The 14,991-nt window shown below is 62.0% G+C and carries 8 protein-coding genes; 7 read left to right on the forward strand and 1 reads right to left on the reverse strand.

Going from position 1 to position 14,991, the window contains the following annotated elements; genetic code table 11:
* The first annotated feature begins 79 nt into the window (after positions 1–79).
* From recC to AB4P94_RS11075, 6 genes are all read left to right on the forward strand, one after another.
* Positions 80–3,532 (forward strand): exodeoxyribonuclease V subunit gamma, encoded by a 3,453-nt coding sequence (recC, locus tag AB4P94_RS11050; protein WP_395610544.1) that lies wholly within the window; start codon positions 80–82, stop codon positions 3,530–3,532.
* On the forward strand, positions 3,529–7,203 hold the full coding sequence (gene recB / locus AB4P94_RS11055; protein ID WP_395610545.1) for an exodeoxyribonuclease V subunit beta: 3,675 nt from the start codon (positions 3,529–3,531) through the stop codon (positions 7,201–7,203). Before recC ends, recB begins: the two co-directional genes overlap by 4 nt.
* Positions 7,200–9,269 carry an exodeoxyribonuclease V subunit alpha gene (recD, locus tag AB4P94_RS11060; protein WP_395610546.1) on the forward strand — a complete coding sequence of 690 codons (2,070 nt, stop codon included), beginning with the start codon at positions 7,200–7,202 and terminating at the stop codon, positions 9,267–9,269. Before recB ends, recD begins: the two co-directional genes overlap by 4 nt.
* A 142-nt stretch (positions 9,270–9,411) precedes the next feature.
* Positions 9,412–9,978, forward strand: a complete 567-nt coding sequence (locus AB4P94_RS11065; protein WP_395610547.1) for a YfiR family protein — start codon at positions 9,412–9,414, stop codon at positions 9,976–9,978.
* A complete protein-coding gene (locus AB4P94_RS11070) occupies positions 9,975–11,237 on the forward strand; it encodes a diguanylate cyclase domain-containing protein (protein WP_395610548.1) in 1,263 nt (420 codons plus the stop codon). Before AB4P94_RS11065 ends, AB4P94_RS11070 begins: the two co-directional genes overlap by 4 nt.
* 4 nt (positions 11,238–11,241) lie before the next feature.
* Entirely contained in the window at positions 11,242–11,733 is a 492-nt protein-coding gene (locus AB4P94_RS11075) for an OmpA family protein (protein ID WP_395610549.1), read from the forward strand.
* Between the two features lie 659 nt (positions 11,734–12,392).
* On the opposite strand, the gene AB4P94_RS11080 is transcribed toward AB4P94_RS11075, so the two are convergent.
* Complete coding sequence (locus AB4P94_RS11080) at positions 12,393–13,340, reverse strand: LysR family transcriptional regulator (RefSeq protein ID WP_395610550.1); 948 nt, start codon at positions 13,338–13,340, stop codon at positions 12,393–12,395.
* Between the two features lie 129 nt (positions 13,341–13,469).
* Between AB4P94_RS11080 and AB4P94_RS11085 the strand changes: the two genes are divergently transcribed.
* Positions 13,470–14,987 carry a CoA-acylating methylmalonate-semialdehyde dehydrogenase gene (locus tag AB4P94_RS11085; protein WP_395610551.1) on the forward strand — a complete coding sequence of 506 codons (1,518 nt, stop codon included), beginning with the start codon at positions 13,470–13,472 and terminating at the stop codon, positions 14,985–14,987.
* Positions 14,988–14,991 lie beyond the last annotated feature (4 nt).

Below are 14,991 nucleotides of genomic sequence, written 5' to 3' on the forward strand. Positions count from 1 at the left end.
GCCGGCCTCGCTTGCAGCTTGCAGTCGCCTTCAATGCTAAAGTCTTTCCCTCGATTTTGCTTTTCCCAAGGAAGCCGTTATGCCGGATGCGACGTCCCTCAGCGCTGGATTCATGGTGGTTCATGGCAACCGCCTGGACGAACTGCGCAGCTTGGTCGTCAGTTGGATGCGTCGTTATCCCCTGGCACCGTTGGAAAATGAAATAGCCTTGGTTCAAAGCAATGGTATCGCCCAATGGCTCAAGCTGGCCTTGGCCGAAGACCCGGAGGAGGACGACATGGGAGGGTGCGGCATCGCCGCCGCAGTCGACGTCCAACTGCCCGGCAGCTTTATGTGGCAGCTTTACCGCATGGTTCTGGGCAAAGATGAGATCCCGCAAAAGTCCCTGCTCGATAAGGCCCCACTGACTTGGCGCCTGATGCGCTTGCTCCCCGAACTTATCGATCAACCGCATTTCGAGCCGCTGCAGCGCTTCCTCACCCACGACACCGACCTGCGTAAACGCTACCAACTCGCCGAACGCCTGGCTGACCTGTTTGACCAATACCAGGTCTATCGCGCCGACTGGCTCGAAGACTGGGCTGCTGGCCGCCACCAACTGCGCAGCGTTCGAGGCGAACCCAAGCCCCTCAACCCCGCAAATTGCTGGCAAGCTGAGTTATGGCGCGCGTTGCTGCTGGATGTGGGTGAAGAGGGTATGGCCGAAAGCCGAGCCGGCGTTCACCAACGCTTCATCGAGCGCATCAATACCCTGGAACAAGCCCCCTCGGGCCTGCCGCCCCGGGTGATCGTTTTCGGTATTTCTTCGTTACCGGCGCAGGCACTGGAGGCACTCGCTGGCCTGGCGCGCTTCAGTCAGGTTTTGCTGTGCGTACACAACCCTTGCCGTCATCACTGGTCCGACATCGTTGCCGACAAAGACTTGCTGCGTAACGAATACAAACGCCAAGCGCGCAAGGCCGGGATGCCGGTGACTATCGACCCGCAAGCCCTGCATCAGCATGCCCATCCGCTGTTGGCCGCCTGGGGCAAACAAGGCCGCGACTACATCAGCCTGCTGGACAGCTACGACGACCCAAACAGCTACCGCGCAGCGTTCCGCGATGGCCGTATCGACCTGTTCAGCGACAGTGAACCCACCACGCTGCTCAACCAACTCCAGGACGACATTCTGGAGTTGCGCCCACTCAATGAAACCCGCGACCTATGGCCTGCTGTGGATCTGGAGCATGACACGTCAATCCGCTTCCACATCGCTCACAGCGCCCAACGCGAAGTGGAAATACTCCACGACCAACTGCTTCAGCGTTTCAGTGCCGACCCCACGCTGCGCCCGCGCGACATCATCGTCATGGTTCCCGACGTCGACAGCTACGCGCCGCACATCCGCGCTGTGTTCGGCCAGCTTGAGCGAAATGACCCCCGCTTCATCCCGTTCACCCTCACTGACCAAGGCCAACGCGGCCGTGACCCACTGCTGATCGCCGTCGAACACCTGCTGAAACTCCCGGACAGTCGCTTTCCCGTCAGCGAAATCCTCGACCTGCTCGACGTCCCCGCCTTGCGAGAACGTTTCGCCATCAAAGAGCGCGACCTGCCCACGCTGCACCGCTGGATCGGAGGCGCTGGCATCCGCTGGGGGCTCAACGCTGAACAGCGCGCGGGCCTCGGCCTACCCAGTGAACTCGAACAAAACAGCTGGCGATTCGGCCTGCGCCGCATGTTGCTGGGTTATGCCGTCGGCACCGGTATCGCGTGCGACGGCATCGAGCCCTACGACGAAATCGGCGGCCTCGACGCCGCCCTGATCGGCCCGCTGGTTGCGTTGCTTGATGCGCTAAACGACGCCCATCAGGCGTTGTCCCAACCTGCCACGCCCTTGCAATGGGGCGAGCGCCTGCAACGTCTGATGCAACTGTTCTTCCTGCCCAGCAGCGAACACGACGACTACCTGTTGAGCCAGCTCGAACAACTCAGGGAAACCTGGCTGGAAACCTGCGAGTCCGTTGGTTTGCAGGATGAGTTACCGCTTACCGTAGTCCGTGAAGCCTGGCTCGCCGGCCTGGACCAGGGCCGCCTGTCCCAACGCTTTCTCGCTGGAGCTGTCAATTTCTGCACGTTGATGCCCATGCGCGCTATCCCGTTCAAACTCGTCTGCCTGCTTGGCATGAACGACGGCGACTACCCGCGCGCCCAACCTCCGCTGGACTTTGACCTGATGGGAAGCGACTACCGCCCCGGCGACCGTTCACGCCGTGAAGACGACCGCTACCTGCTGCTCGAAGCCCTGCTGTCCGCCCGCGACCAGCTGTATATCAGTTGGGTGGGCCGCAGCATCCGCGACAACAGTGAGCGCCCGGCGTCTGTGCTGATCGGCCAACTGCGCGACCACCTCGCCAGCGGCTGGCACAATGCACACACCGACGAGCCATTGCTGGGAGCGATGACCCAAGAGCACCCACTCCAGCCGTTCAGCGCACGCTACTTCCACGAAGGCGACCCGCTATTCAGCTACGCCCGCGAATGGCAGTTGCTGCACGAAACGCCTCACGCCCTTGCAGCAGAAGACGAACTGGCGCAGCACCAACAAGAAGAGCCGCTGACCCTCGGCCAATTGCAGGACTTCCTGCGCAACCCGGTCAAACACTTCTTCAGCCAGCGTCTGAAAGTGTTCTTTGAAGCCGCCGAAGTGCCGCTCGCCGATGAAGAGCCCTTCGTCCTCGACGCGCTGCAACGCTACAGCCTCAGCGACAGCCTGCTCAACGCCGCACTGAGCCAGCCCGATCACGCCGACCAGGCCCTCAATGCCCAGGCTCTGCGCCTGCAGGGCAGTGGCCTGCTGCCAATGGTGGGTTTTGGTGAGTGCTTGCGCAACGAGTTGATCGAACCGTTACCCGACCTGCTGCAACGTTATCAACATTTACTCGCACTCTGGCCAACGCCACATCCCACAGCTGAACCGATCAGTTTTGAGCATCAAGGTCTCCAGCTGGAAGGCTGGATCAGCGGCCTGCATCGGCGCAGTGATGGCGGATTGTTAAGCGTCACCACCATTCCCAACAGCATCGGTTCGATCAAGACGCGCAAGTGGCATCGCCTGATCCGCCCTTGGGTCAACCACGTAGTGGCCTGCGCCTGTGGCTTGCAACTCAGCACCGGTTTGGTCGCCAGTGACGACACGTTGTTACTGGCCCCGCTGGATAAATCCGTCGCCCGGGAAATCCTCAGTAACCTGCTCTTGGCCTGGCACACCGGCATGCGCAAACCGCTTCCCGTGGCGGTGAAAACCGCCTTCGCCTGGCTCGGCCAAACCGACCCCGCCAAGGCGCACGCCGCAGCCAGTAAAGCCTACGAAGGTGACGGCATAAATACCGACGGCGAGCGCCGCGAAACCCCGGCGCTCACCCGCCAATTCCCCGAGTTCGCCACGCTCATCGCCAGCGAAGAATTCGAAGGCTGGGCCGAAACCCTGTATCGCCCCCTGATCAACGCCCCTTGGCGATCACTCACCGGCGAGGAGGCCAGCGCATGACCCGCAAACCTTTAGCCCTGGCCTTCCCGCTGAAGGGCAGCCAACTGATTGAAGCCAGTGCTGGCACGGGCAAAACCTTCACTATCTCCGCCCTGTATTTGCGCCTGGTGCTCGGCCATGGTGGCGACGCATCCGGCTTCGGCCGCGAACTGCTGCCGCCGCAAATCCTGGTGGTGACCTTTACCGACGCCGCCACCAAGGAGTTGCGTGAGCGCATTCGGATCCGGCTGGCCGAAGCCGCACGTTTTTTCCGCGACGAGATCGAACAGCCCGACGCCCTGATTGCCAACCTGCGTGATGAATACGCCGCCGAGCAATGGCCCGCCTGCGCCAACCGGCTGGACATCGCCGCGCAATGGATGGACGAAGCGGCTGTTTCCACCATCCACAGTTGGTGCCAGCGCATGCTGCGCGAACACGCGTTCGACAGCGGCAGCCTGTTCACCCAGACCCTGGAAACCGACCACAGCGACCTGCTTGGCGAAGTGCTGCGCGACTACTGGCGCCTGTTCTGCTACCCGCTGCACGACGACGCGCTCAACTGGGTGCGCAACAACTGGGGTGGCCCCGCAGCGTTGATGCCGCGGGTGCGCGCACTGTTCAGCAGCGAACGGCCAACCGATGAAACCCGCGAGCCTGCCGAGCTGATTACGGCTTGCCTGCAAGAGCGCCGCGAAGCGCTGACAACCCTCAAGGCCCCATGGCAACAATGGGCCGCCGAGCTGCGCGACATCTGCCTGCAAGCCGTGGCCGCCAAAGCCGTCGACGGCCGCAAGATGCAGGCCCGCTATTTCGAGCCGTGGTTCGAAAAGATCAGCGCCTGGGCCGCGGACGAAACCCTCGAACAGCTCGACATCGGCACCGGCTTCACCCGCCTCACGCCGGACGGCATGGCCGAAGCCTGGAAAGGCGAGCCGCCGCACCACCCCGGTATCGACGCCATGGCCGGCCTCAAAGCCAGCCTCGACGCCTTGCCGACGCCCGACGCCGCCGTGCTGCAACATGCCGCCGGTTGGGTCGGCAAACGCTTCGAAGAAGAAAAACGCCGTCGCGCCGAAATGGGTTTCGACGACATGCTCATCCGCCTCAACGCAGCCCTGCAGTCAGACGGCGGTGAGCGCCTGGCCAGTGTGATTCGCGAGCAGTTCCCGGTCGCCCTGATCGACGAATTCCAGGACACCGACCCCGTGCAATACAGCATCTTCGACAGCATTTACCGCATCGAAGAAAACCACCTCGACAGTGGCCTGTTTCTGATCGGCGACCCCAAGCAGGCGATCTACGCCTTTCGTGGCGCCGACATCTACACCTACCTGCGTGCGCGCCAGTCCACCGCAGGCCGTCACCACACGCTGGGCACCAACTTCCGCTCCAGCCACGCGATGGTCGAAGCGGTGAACCATGTGTTCCAGCGTGCTGAAAAAGGCCGTGGTGCGTTCCTGTTTCGCGAACCGAATGGCGACAACCCGGTGCCGTTCCACTCGGTGTTGTCCCAAGGCCGAAAAGAGCAATTACAGGTCAACGGCCAGACACTGCCGGCGATGCACCTCTGGCACTTGCCCACCGATCAACCGATTTCCAACGCGGTGTATCGTCAGCAACTGGCCGCCGCCTGCGCCACGCAGATTGTTGAATTGCTCAACGGCGGGCAGCAGGGCGCAGCAGGCTTCCTGCGGCCTGACGCCAGTTTCAAGGGCGTGCTCCCGTCAGACATCGCCATCCTCGTTCGCGACGGCAAAGAAGCCCAAGCCGTGCGCGCTGAACTGGCCGCCCGTGGCGTACGCAGCGTTTACCTGTCCGACAAGGATTCGGTTTTCGCTGCCCAGGAAGCCCATGACCTGCTGGCCTGGCTCAAAGCCTGCGCCGAGCCGGATGTCGAGCGCCCGCTGCGCGCCGCCCTGGCCTGCGTCACCTTGAACCTGTCACTGCCGGAGCTGGAGCGCCTGAATCAGGATGAACTGGCGTGGGAAACCCGCGTCATGCAGTTCCGGGGTTACCGCCAGATCTGGCGAACCCAAGGTGTGCTGCCGATGCTGCGTCGTCTGCTTCACGATTTCAGATTGCCGCAAACCCTGATCGCCCGCAGCGATGGCGAGCGTGTGCTGACCAACCTGCTGCACCTCAGCGAATTGCTGCAGCAAGCCGCGTCGGAACTCGACGGCGAGCAAGCACTGATCCGTCACTTGGCCGAACACCTTGCACTGTCGGGGCAGGCTGGTGAAGAACAAATCCTGCGCCTGGAAAGTGATGAGCAACTGGTCAAGGTCGTGACCATCCACAAGTCCAAAGGCCTCGAATACGACCTGGTATTCCTGCCCTTCATCTGCTCGGCCAAGCCGGTAGACGGCAGCCGCTTGCCGCTTCACTACCATGATGAAAACGGCAAATCCCAGGTCAGCCTGCGTCCGACCGCCGAGTTGATCGCCAGGGCCGACGACGAGCGTCTGGCCGAAGACCTGCGTCTGTTCTATGTCGCACTGACCCGCGCCAAACACGCGTGCTGGCTCGGTATTGCCGACCTCAAGCGCGGCAACAGCAGCAGCTCGGTCTTGCACCTGTCGGCCTTGGGCTATCTGCTTGGCGCCGGAGCACCGCTGGGTGAATCCGCCGGTCTGGCACGCTGGCTGCTGGACGTGCAGGAAGGTTGCCCGGCCATCGATTACGCTACCGTACCCGACGCTCAAGACATCCTGTTCCACCCGCCACGCAACACCGCCACGTTACTCGCGCCCTTGCTGCCCAAACGCAAAGCCGCTGAAAACTGGTGGATTGCTTCCTACAGCGCTCTACGAATCGGCGACAGCATGAGCGCCTCCACGCTTGAAGCGCCGGAAAGCCCACAAGCCCAGAAGCTGTTCGACGACGAACGTCTGGACCCCGACGCACCGCGCGAAGTGGCGGCGTCCGGCGGCGACATTCACCGTTTCCCACGCGGTCCGAACCCCGGCACCTTCCTCCACGGCCTGCTGGAATGGGCGGGCGAAGAAGGCTTCAACGTCACGCCCGAGGGCATCGAAAAAGCCGTGGGCGCGCGCTGTAACCGGCGCAACTGGGAAGGCTGGATCGTCACCCTCAGCGGTTGGCTCGGCCACCTGTTGCAGACCCCATTGCCGGTGGACAACGACGCCGTCACCCTCAGCGGCCTGCAGCAGTATCAGATCGAAATGGAATTCTGGTTCGCCAGCCATAAAGTCGACGTGCTCGCCCTCGACAAGCTGGTGTGCCAATACACCCACAACGGCGTGTCCCGGGTGGCTGCCGAACCGGTATTGCTCAATGGCATGTTCAAGGGTTTTATCGACCTGACCTTCGAGCATGACGGCCGCTATTACGTGGCCGACTACAAATCCAACTGGCTCGGCCCTGACGATTCGGCCTACACCTGGGAGGCCATGGACCAGTCGATCCTCGATCATCGGTACGACCTGCAATACGTCCTTTACCTGCTGGCCCTGCACCGTCAACTGAAGGCACGCCTGCCGGGCTACGACTACGACCGCCACGTCGGTGGCGCGCTGTACCTGTTCCTGCGCGGCACGCAATCCGCGACCCAAGGTGCCTATTTCACCCGGCCACCACGGGAGCTGATCGAAGGTCTGGATTTGTTGTTCCAGGGCAAGCCCATCCCGCCCAAGGTTGAGCCCGCCTGGGAACAAGGAGTGTTGTTATGAGCCTCGCACCGTTACCGCTGGAGGCGCTGCTGCCTCTGAGCCGCGCCGCTGACCTAGTGCAACTGCTGGAACGTTGGGTTGATCGCGGTTGGCTGCGCGCCCTGGACAAAGCCTTTGTCGGCTTCCTGCACGAACTCGATCCGCAGGCCGATCCTCTGGTGCTGTTGGCCGCGGCGTTGACCAGCCATCAACTGGGCCACGGCCATGTGTGTCTCGATCTGTTCGAAACCCTCAAGGCACCCGATTTCGCCCTGTCCTTGCCACCTGAAGGCGACCTGCAAACCGGCGCCATGCTGCTGCCATCGCAACTGCTCGACGGCCTGGATGGCGCTCACTGGTGCCACGCGCTGGCCGCCAGCCATTTGGTCGCGTTGGCCGTCGATGGCAGTGAGTCGGCCCACAGTCGCCCGCTGGTGTTGTCGGGCAAGCGCCTGTACCTGCGCCGCTACTGGACCTATGAACGGCGCATTGACCGTGCTTTGCGTCGGCGCCTGGCAACACAGGAAAACGTCGCCGCCGATTTGCCGCAACGCCTCAACAGCCTGTTCGACCAACCGCCACCGGAGGGTGTGATCGACTGGCAAAAACTCGCCTGTGCCTTGGCGACTCGCGGTGCCTTCAGCATCGTCACCGGCGGCCCCGGCACCGGTAAAACCACCACCGTGGTGCGCCTGCTCGCGTTGCTCCAAGCACCCGCCGTGGACGCGGGCAGCCCATTGCGCATCCGCCTCGCCGCGCCGACCGGTAAAGCGGCTGCGCGCTTGACCGAGTCCATCAGCCAGCAAGTGCAGTCGCTGACAGTGCCCGACAGCGTGCGGGAAAAAATCCCGACCCAGGTCACCACCGTTCACCGCCTGCTGGGCAGCCGCCCGGGCACGCGGCATTTTCGCCATCACATCGCCAACCCCTTGCCTTTGGATGTGCTGGTGGTCGACGAAGCCTCAATGATCGACCTGGAAATGATGGCCAACCTGCTGGACGCCTTGCCGCCCCACGCGCGTTTGGTGCTGCTGGGCGACAAGGACCAACTCGCGTCGGTGGAGGCTGGCGCCGTACTCGGTGATTTGTGCCGCGACGCCGAAGCCGGCTGGTATAACCCGGCTACGCGCCAATGGCTGCAAGCTGTCAGTGGGGAAAACCTCAGCGCCAGTGGCCTGCAAGAAGACCTCGACGGCAGCCATCCGCTCGCGCAACAAGTCGTCATGCTGCGCTACTCGCGGCGTTTCGGCGAAGGCAGCGGCATCGGTCAACTGGCGCGCTGGGTCAACCAGCAAAATGCCGAAGAAGCCCGCAAACTGCTGGCCGCACGCAGCCATGACGACCTGTTTTGCGTCAGCCTCAAAGGCGAACACGACCACGCCCTTGAACGTTTGGTTCTGGACGGGCAGGGCGACGGTGCCCAGGGTTATCGCTTCTACCTGAACCTGCTGCAAAGCGCGCGCCCGGCCTTCGACACCCCGCGTGAAGACCCGGCCTGGACCCACTGGGCGCAGCAACTGCTGCAGGCTTTCGACGCTTTCCAATTGCTCTGCGCCGTGCGCAAAGGCCCGTGGGGCGTAGAAGGGCTGAACCTGCGCATCACCGCCGCGTTGCGCAAAGTAAAGCTGATCGAAGGTGACGACCAATGGTACGAAGGCCGCCCGGTCTTGATGACCCGCAACGATTACGGCCTGGGCCTGATGAACGGTGATATCGGCATCGCCCTCAAACTGCCCGAAAGCGATGGGGGCTCCCACGTGCTGCGTGTGGCCTTCCCACGTAACGATGGCCAGGGTGGCGTGCGCTTTGTACTGCCCAGCCGCCTGAATGACGTGGAAACCGTGTACGCCATGACCGTGCATAAATCCCAGGGCTCGGAGTTCACCCACACTGCGCTGATCCTGCCGGATGCCCTCAACCCGGTGCTGACCAAAGAGCTGATCTACACCGGCATCACCCGCGCCAAACGCTGGTTCAGCCTGATCGAACCGCGTAATGGTGTGTTTGAGGAGGCGGTTCGGCGCAAGGTCAAACGCCTGAGTGGGTTGATGCTGGAATTGGATGTTGTTTCTGAAGAAACTGACTGACGGGTCATGGAATATTTCTGATCCAGTTGCCTGATTTTTCTGAAAAAATGGCGGCCCCCGCGAAACCCTGGCTTCGTGGGGTTTTCCGCCGCTGTGCTATCGTTGCGGCATCACCCTGAAAAACACCTGAGAGTATTGCTGCATGAACGTGGCTGTCTCGCCCACAGAGCGCAGTTTGAGCTGGAGACGCATGTTACTGGTGGCGGTGCTGTGCCTGTTCGCGTCCCGCGCATTAGCCCAGACGCCCAGCCTGGCAGATCACCGTGCGCAGTCGGTGACGCAAGTGGTGCTCGGTATTCTCAGCTACGCGCGTTGGCCGGTTGAGCCCGCACAACTGCGGTTGTGTATCGTCGGCCCGACCCAATACACCGACGATCTGATCAAAGGCACCACCCAGGCCACCGGGCGCCCGGTGGTGGTGCGGCGTTTGCTGGCCGACAATCCCGACATCGTCAGTGCTTGCGACGCCGTGTACATCGGCAAACTCTCCGATGATGAGCGCAGCCGCCTGTTCGCGTCGTTGATCGGCCACCCGGTGTTGAGCATCAGCGAAGGCGGCGACCAATGCACCGTGGGCAGCCTGTTCTGCCTGCGCGTGGCGGATGAACAAGTGTCGTTCGAGGTCAACCTGGATTCCGTCGCCCGCAGCGGCGTGCGCATTCACCCGAGCGTGCTCCAGCTGTCGCGACGTCGAGCGCCTGCGCCATGAGCACTGCAAAAGCGCGGCCGACGCTGCGTTCGGTCATTGGCCGTGGGCACCTGATCCTGGCGTTGGTGGCCGTGACCCTGGCCAGTGTGTCGCTGACCCTGCTCGGCGTGCTGGCGCTGCGGGTGTATGCCGAACACAACCTGCATTTGATCGCGCGCTCCATCAACTACACCGTGGAAGCGGCGGTGGTGTTCGACGACAGCTCAGCGGCCACCGAAGCCCTCAGTTTGATTGCCTCCACCGAGGAAGTGGCCCAGGCCGAAGTGTTCGACGCCAATGGCAAGCTGCTGGCGCAATGGGTACGGCCAGACACCGGAATGTTGTCGCAGGTTGAACTGGCATTGGCGCATACCCTGCTCGAACAGCCAATCAACCAGCCGATCCTGCACCAGGGCAAAACCATCGGCAGTATCCATGTGGTCGGCCACGGCGGCAGCCTGCTGCGCTTTCTGCTCAGCGGCCTGGCCGGTATTCTGATCTGCACCGCCCTCAGCGCCTGGGTGGCCTTGCACCTGGCGCGGCGCCTGCTGCGCGGCATCACCGGCCCGCTGCAAAAGCTCGCCGCCGTGGCCCACGCCGCCCGCAGCGAGCGCGACTTTGACCGGCGCGTGCCACCGGCGCAGATCGCTGAACTCGACAGCCTGGGCAGTGACTTCAACGCCTTGCTTGGCGAGATGGAGGCCTGGCAAAGCCATTTGCAAAGCGAAAACGAAACCCTCGCCCACCAGGCCAGCCACGACAGCCTGACCGGCCTGCCCAACCGCGCATTCTTCGAAGGCCGGCTGATCCGCGCCCTGCGCAGCGCCGCCAAGGTCAATGAGAAAGTGGCCGTGTTGTTTCTCGACAGCGACCGCTTCAAAGACATCAACGACAACTTCGGCCACGCTGCCGGTGATGCCGTGCTGGTCGCCGTCGCCGAGCGTGTGCGCGCGCAACTGCGTGAAGACGACCTGGTGGCGCGTCTGGGCGGCGACGAATTCGCCATCCTGCTGGCGCCGTTGCACAAGGCCGAAGACGCCCGGCGCATCGCCGACAAGATCATTGCCAGCATGGACCTGCCGATCCCGGTGCCCGGCAACACCCAAGTGTTGACCTCCCTCAGTATCGGCATTGCCATCTACCCTGACCATGGTGCCACTCCCGGCACCTTGCTCAACGCCGCCGATGCGGCGATGTACCAGGCCAAGCGGCTGTCTTCGGGCGGCCAGCATACGGCGGAGGCGGAGCCTACCGCTGCCAACGTTCAACACAGGAGTTGACCCCTTGTTCACTAATGCGCGTTTTATGTTTATCACTTTGCTGGTGGCCTTGCTGGCCCTCGGCGGCTGTCAGACCGCGCCGCCCAAGGGCCTGACCCCGGCGCAAGTGGCGGTCCTCAAACAGCAAGGCTTTGAGTTGACCGACGAAGGCTGGGCGTTTGGCCTCTCCGGCAAAGTGCTGTTTGGCAGTGACGTGGAAAGCCTTAACAAAGCCAGTACCGACATCGTTGAGCGCATCGGCAAAGCTTTGGTCAGCGTGGGTATCGAACGGGTGCGCGTGGACGGCCACACCGACGCCTCGGGCAAAGAACCCTACAACAGGCAACTGTCCCTGCGCCGCGCGAAAAGCGTGGGCAAAGTGCTGACGGGTGTGGGGATGAAGGAAGAGAACATCCAGCTGCGCGGCCTGGGCAGCAGCGAACCGGTGGCGCCGAACACCACGGTGGCGGGGCGTACCGAGAATCGGCGGGTGTCGATTGTAGTCATCGCCGACTGAGCAACCCGCCCGCTCCACCGTGAAATGCAATTCAATGTGGGAGCTGGCTTGCCTGCGATAGCGGTCTATCAGCAAAAAATCTGCTGCCTGACCCACCGCCATCGCAGGCAAGCCAGCTCCCACAGTTATTTATGCAAGGCCTGAATTGTGCGGCTTACCCAGTTCAAGTGTGGGAGCGGGCTTGCTCGCGAATGCGGTCATTCAGCCAAGAATTTATTACCTGACCCACCGCCATCGCAGGCAAGCCAGCTCCCACACTTATTGGTGGAAGGCCTGGATTTTGCGGCTTACACAGCTCAACTGTGGGAGCGGGCTTGCTCGCGAATGCGGTTATTCAGCCAAGAATTTATTACCTGACCCACCGCCATCGCAGGCAAGCCAGCTCCCACACTTATTTGTGGAAGGCCTGGATTTTGCGGCTTACAAAGCTCAACTGTGGGAGCGGGCTTGCCCGCGATGGCGGTCGTTCAGTCAAGAATCCATTGCCTGACACGCTGCCATCGCAGGCAAGTCAGCTCCCACAGTTATGTGTGGGAGGCCTGAATGTTGTGCCCGGCGCAGTTCAAGTGTGGGAGCGGTGTTCGCTTAATTGCGCGGCGCCATCGCCTGCGTCAAGTTATCCACCGGTGCCTTGCTCATCTCGCGCTAAAGCGGGCCCTTTAATCCGCAAACCGCATCTCACGCGTCTCCCCCATCAACAACCCCTGATTCTGTTCCGTCACTTCCCTGATGTAGTCCCACAACAACGTAATCCGCTTCAACTTCCTCAGATCCTCCCGGCAATACATCCAAAACTGCCGCGTAATCGAAATCTGCTCCCCCAGCACCGGCAACAACCGCGGGTCCTGCGCCGCCAGAAAGCACGGCAATATCGCCATCGACCGCCCCTGCTGCGCCGCCACGTACTGCGCGATCACGCTGGTACTGCGCAAACTTGCGCTGGCGCCGGGCACTACGTTCGCCAGGTACAGCAACTCCGAGCTGAACGCCAAATCATCCACATAACTGATAAACGGATGCTCGGCCAAATCCGCCGGTTTACGGATCGGCGGATGTTGGTCGAGGTATTCCTGGGTGGCGTACAGCTGCAATTTGTAGTCGCACAGTTTGCAGCACACATACGGCCCGTGTTCCGGGCGTTCCAGGGCGATGACGATGTCGGCTTCGCGTTTGGACAAACTGATGAAGTGGGGCAGGGGCAGGATGTCGACCGAGATCGCCGGGTAGGTATCGACGAAATGGCTCAACTGCGGGGTGACAAAGAAGCTGCCAAACCCCTCGGTGCAGCCCATGCGCACATGCCCGGACAACGCCACGCCGGAGCCGGACACCTGCTCGCAGGCCATGTGCAAAGTGCTTTCGATGGACTCCGCGTACCCCAGCAAACGCTGGCCTTCTGTGGTCAGCACAAAGCCGTTGGTCCGGGATTTTTCGAACAGCAACGTGCCGAGGGACACTTCCAGTGAGCTGATGCGCCGCGACACGGTGGTGTAGTCCACCGCCAGGCGCTTGGCAGCCACGCTGGCCTTGCGGGTGCGGGCCACTTCGAGGAAAAACTTCAGGTCATCCCAGTTCAGGGAGCCCAATGACGTGATGTTTTTTTGCATATTGGACCGGCTTTTATGTGCGTTCTTATTAGAGATTTGCACATCTATACTCGAAAAACAGTCCGAACGCCTCATTTCCAAGGCGATTCACGCGCCTTGTCTCTGCATAACTACAAGATTGGAGACCACATGAACGCTTCTGCCGATATTTCCGTGCAACAGGTCAAGTTGCTGATCAATGGTGAATGGGTCGAATCCAAAACCACTCACTGGCAAGACATCGTCAACCCGGCCACCCAAGAGGTGCTGGCCAAAGTCCCGTTTGCCACCGCCGATGAAGTCAACGCCGCCATCGACGCCGCACACCGCGCCTTCCAGACCTGGAAGCTGACGCCCATCGGCGCGCGCATGCGCATCATGCTCAAGCTGCAAGCCTTGATCCGCGAACATTCCAAGCGCATTGCGGTGGTCCTCAGCGCCGAGCAGGGCAAGACCATTGCGGATGCCGAAGGCGATATTTTCCGTGGCCTGGAAGTGGTTGAACACGCGTGCTCCATCGGCACTTTGCAGATGGGTGAATTCGCTGAAAACGTCGCCGGTGGCGTCGACACCTACACCCTGCGCCAACCGATCGGTGTGTGTGCGGGCATCACCCCGTTCAACTTCCCGGCAATGATTCCGCTGTGGATGTTCCCGATGGCCATCGCCTGCGGCAACACCTTCGTCCTCAAACCGTCCGAACAAGACCCGCTGTCGACCGTGCTGCTGGTGGAGCTGGCGCTGGAAGCCGGCGTACCGCCAGGCGTGTTGAACGTGGTGCACGGCGGCAAAGACGTGGTGGATGCGCTGTGCACCCATAAAGACATCAAGGCTGTGTCGTTCGTCGGTTCGACTGCCGTTGGCACTCACGTGTACGACCTCGCCGGCAAACACGGCAAGCGCGTGCAGTCGATGATGGGCGCCAAGAACCACGCCGTGGTGCTGCCGGACGCCAACCGCGAACACACGCTGAATGCTCTGGTGGGTGCCGGTTTCGGCGCGGCGGGCCAGCGTTGCATGGCCACCTCTGTGGTGGTGCTGGTGGGCGCATCCAAGCAGTGGCTGCCGGACCTGAAAGCGCTGGCGCAGAAACTCAAGGTCAATGCCGGCAGCGAAGCCGGTACCGATGTGGGCCCGGTGATTTCCAAGCGCGCCAAGGCACGCATCCTGGAGCTGATCGAAAGCGGCGTGAAAGAAGGCGCCACGCTGGAGCTGGACGGTCGCGACATCAAGGTGCCGGGTTTCGAGCAAGGCAACTTCGTCGGCCCGACGCTGTTCTCGGGCGTGACCACGGACATGCAGATCTACACCCAGGAAATCTTCGGCCCGGTGCTGGTGGTGCTGGAAGTCGCGACCCTCGACGAGGCCATCGCACTGGTCAACGCCAACCCATTCGGCAACGGCACCGGCCTGTTCACCCAGAGCGGTGCGGCGGCGCGCAAATTCCAGAGCGAAATCGATGTGGGCCAGGTCGGCATCAACATCCCGATTCCGGTACCCGTCCCATTCTTCAGCTTCACCGGTTCGCGCGGCTCCAAACTCGGCGACCTCGGCCCGTACGGCAAGCAAGTGGTGCAGTTCTACACCCAGACCAAAACCGTCACCAGCCGCTGGTTCGACGACGACACGGTCAACGATGGCGTCAACACCACCATCAACCTGCGCTGATTTC

Origin of the sequence: Pseudomonas sp. B22129, from assembly GCF_044218875.1 — a bacterium.
Taxonomy (GTDB): Bacteria; Pseudomonadota; Gammaproteobacteria; order Pseudomonadales; family Pseudomonadaceae; genus Aquipseudomonas.

Coding starts and splice junctions, on each gene's coding strand:
- recC (WP_395610544.1), top strand. CDS start 80: ATGCCGGATGCGACGTCCCTCAGCGCTGGATTCATGGTGGTTCATGGC.
- recB (WP_395610545.1), top strand. CDS start 3,529: ATGACCCGCAAACCTTTAGCCCTGGCCTTCCCGCTGAAGGGCAGCCAA.
- recD (WP_395610546.1), top strand. CDS start 7,200: ATGAGCCTCGCACCGTTACCGCTGGAGGCGCTGCTGCCTCTGAGCCGC.
- AB4P94_RS11065 (WP_395610547.1), top strand. CDS start 9,412: ATGAACGTGGCTGTCTCGCCCACAGAGCGCAGTTTGAGCTGGAGACGC.
- AB4P94_RS11070 (WP_395610548.1), top strand. CDS start 9,975: ATGAGCACTGCAAAAGCGCGGCCGACGCTGCGTTCGGTCATTGGCCGT.
- AB4P94_RS11080 (WP_395610550.1), bottom strand. CDS start 13,340: ATGCAAAAAAACATCACGTCATTGGGCTCCCTGAACTGGGATGACCTG.
- AB4P94_RS11085 (WP_395610551.1), top strand. CDS start 13,470: ATGAACGCTTCTGCCGATATTTCCGTGCAACAGGTCAAGTTGCTGATC.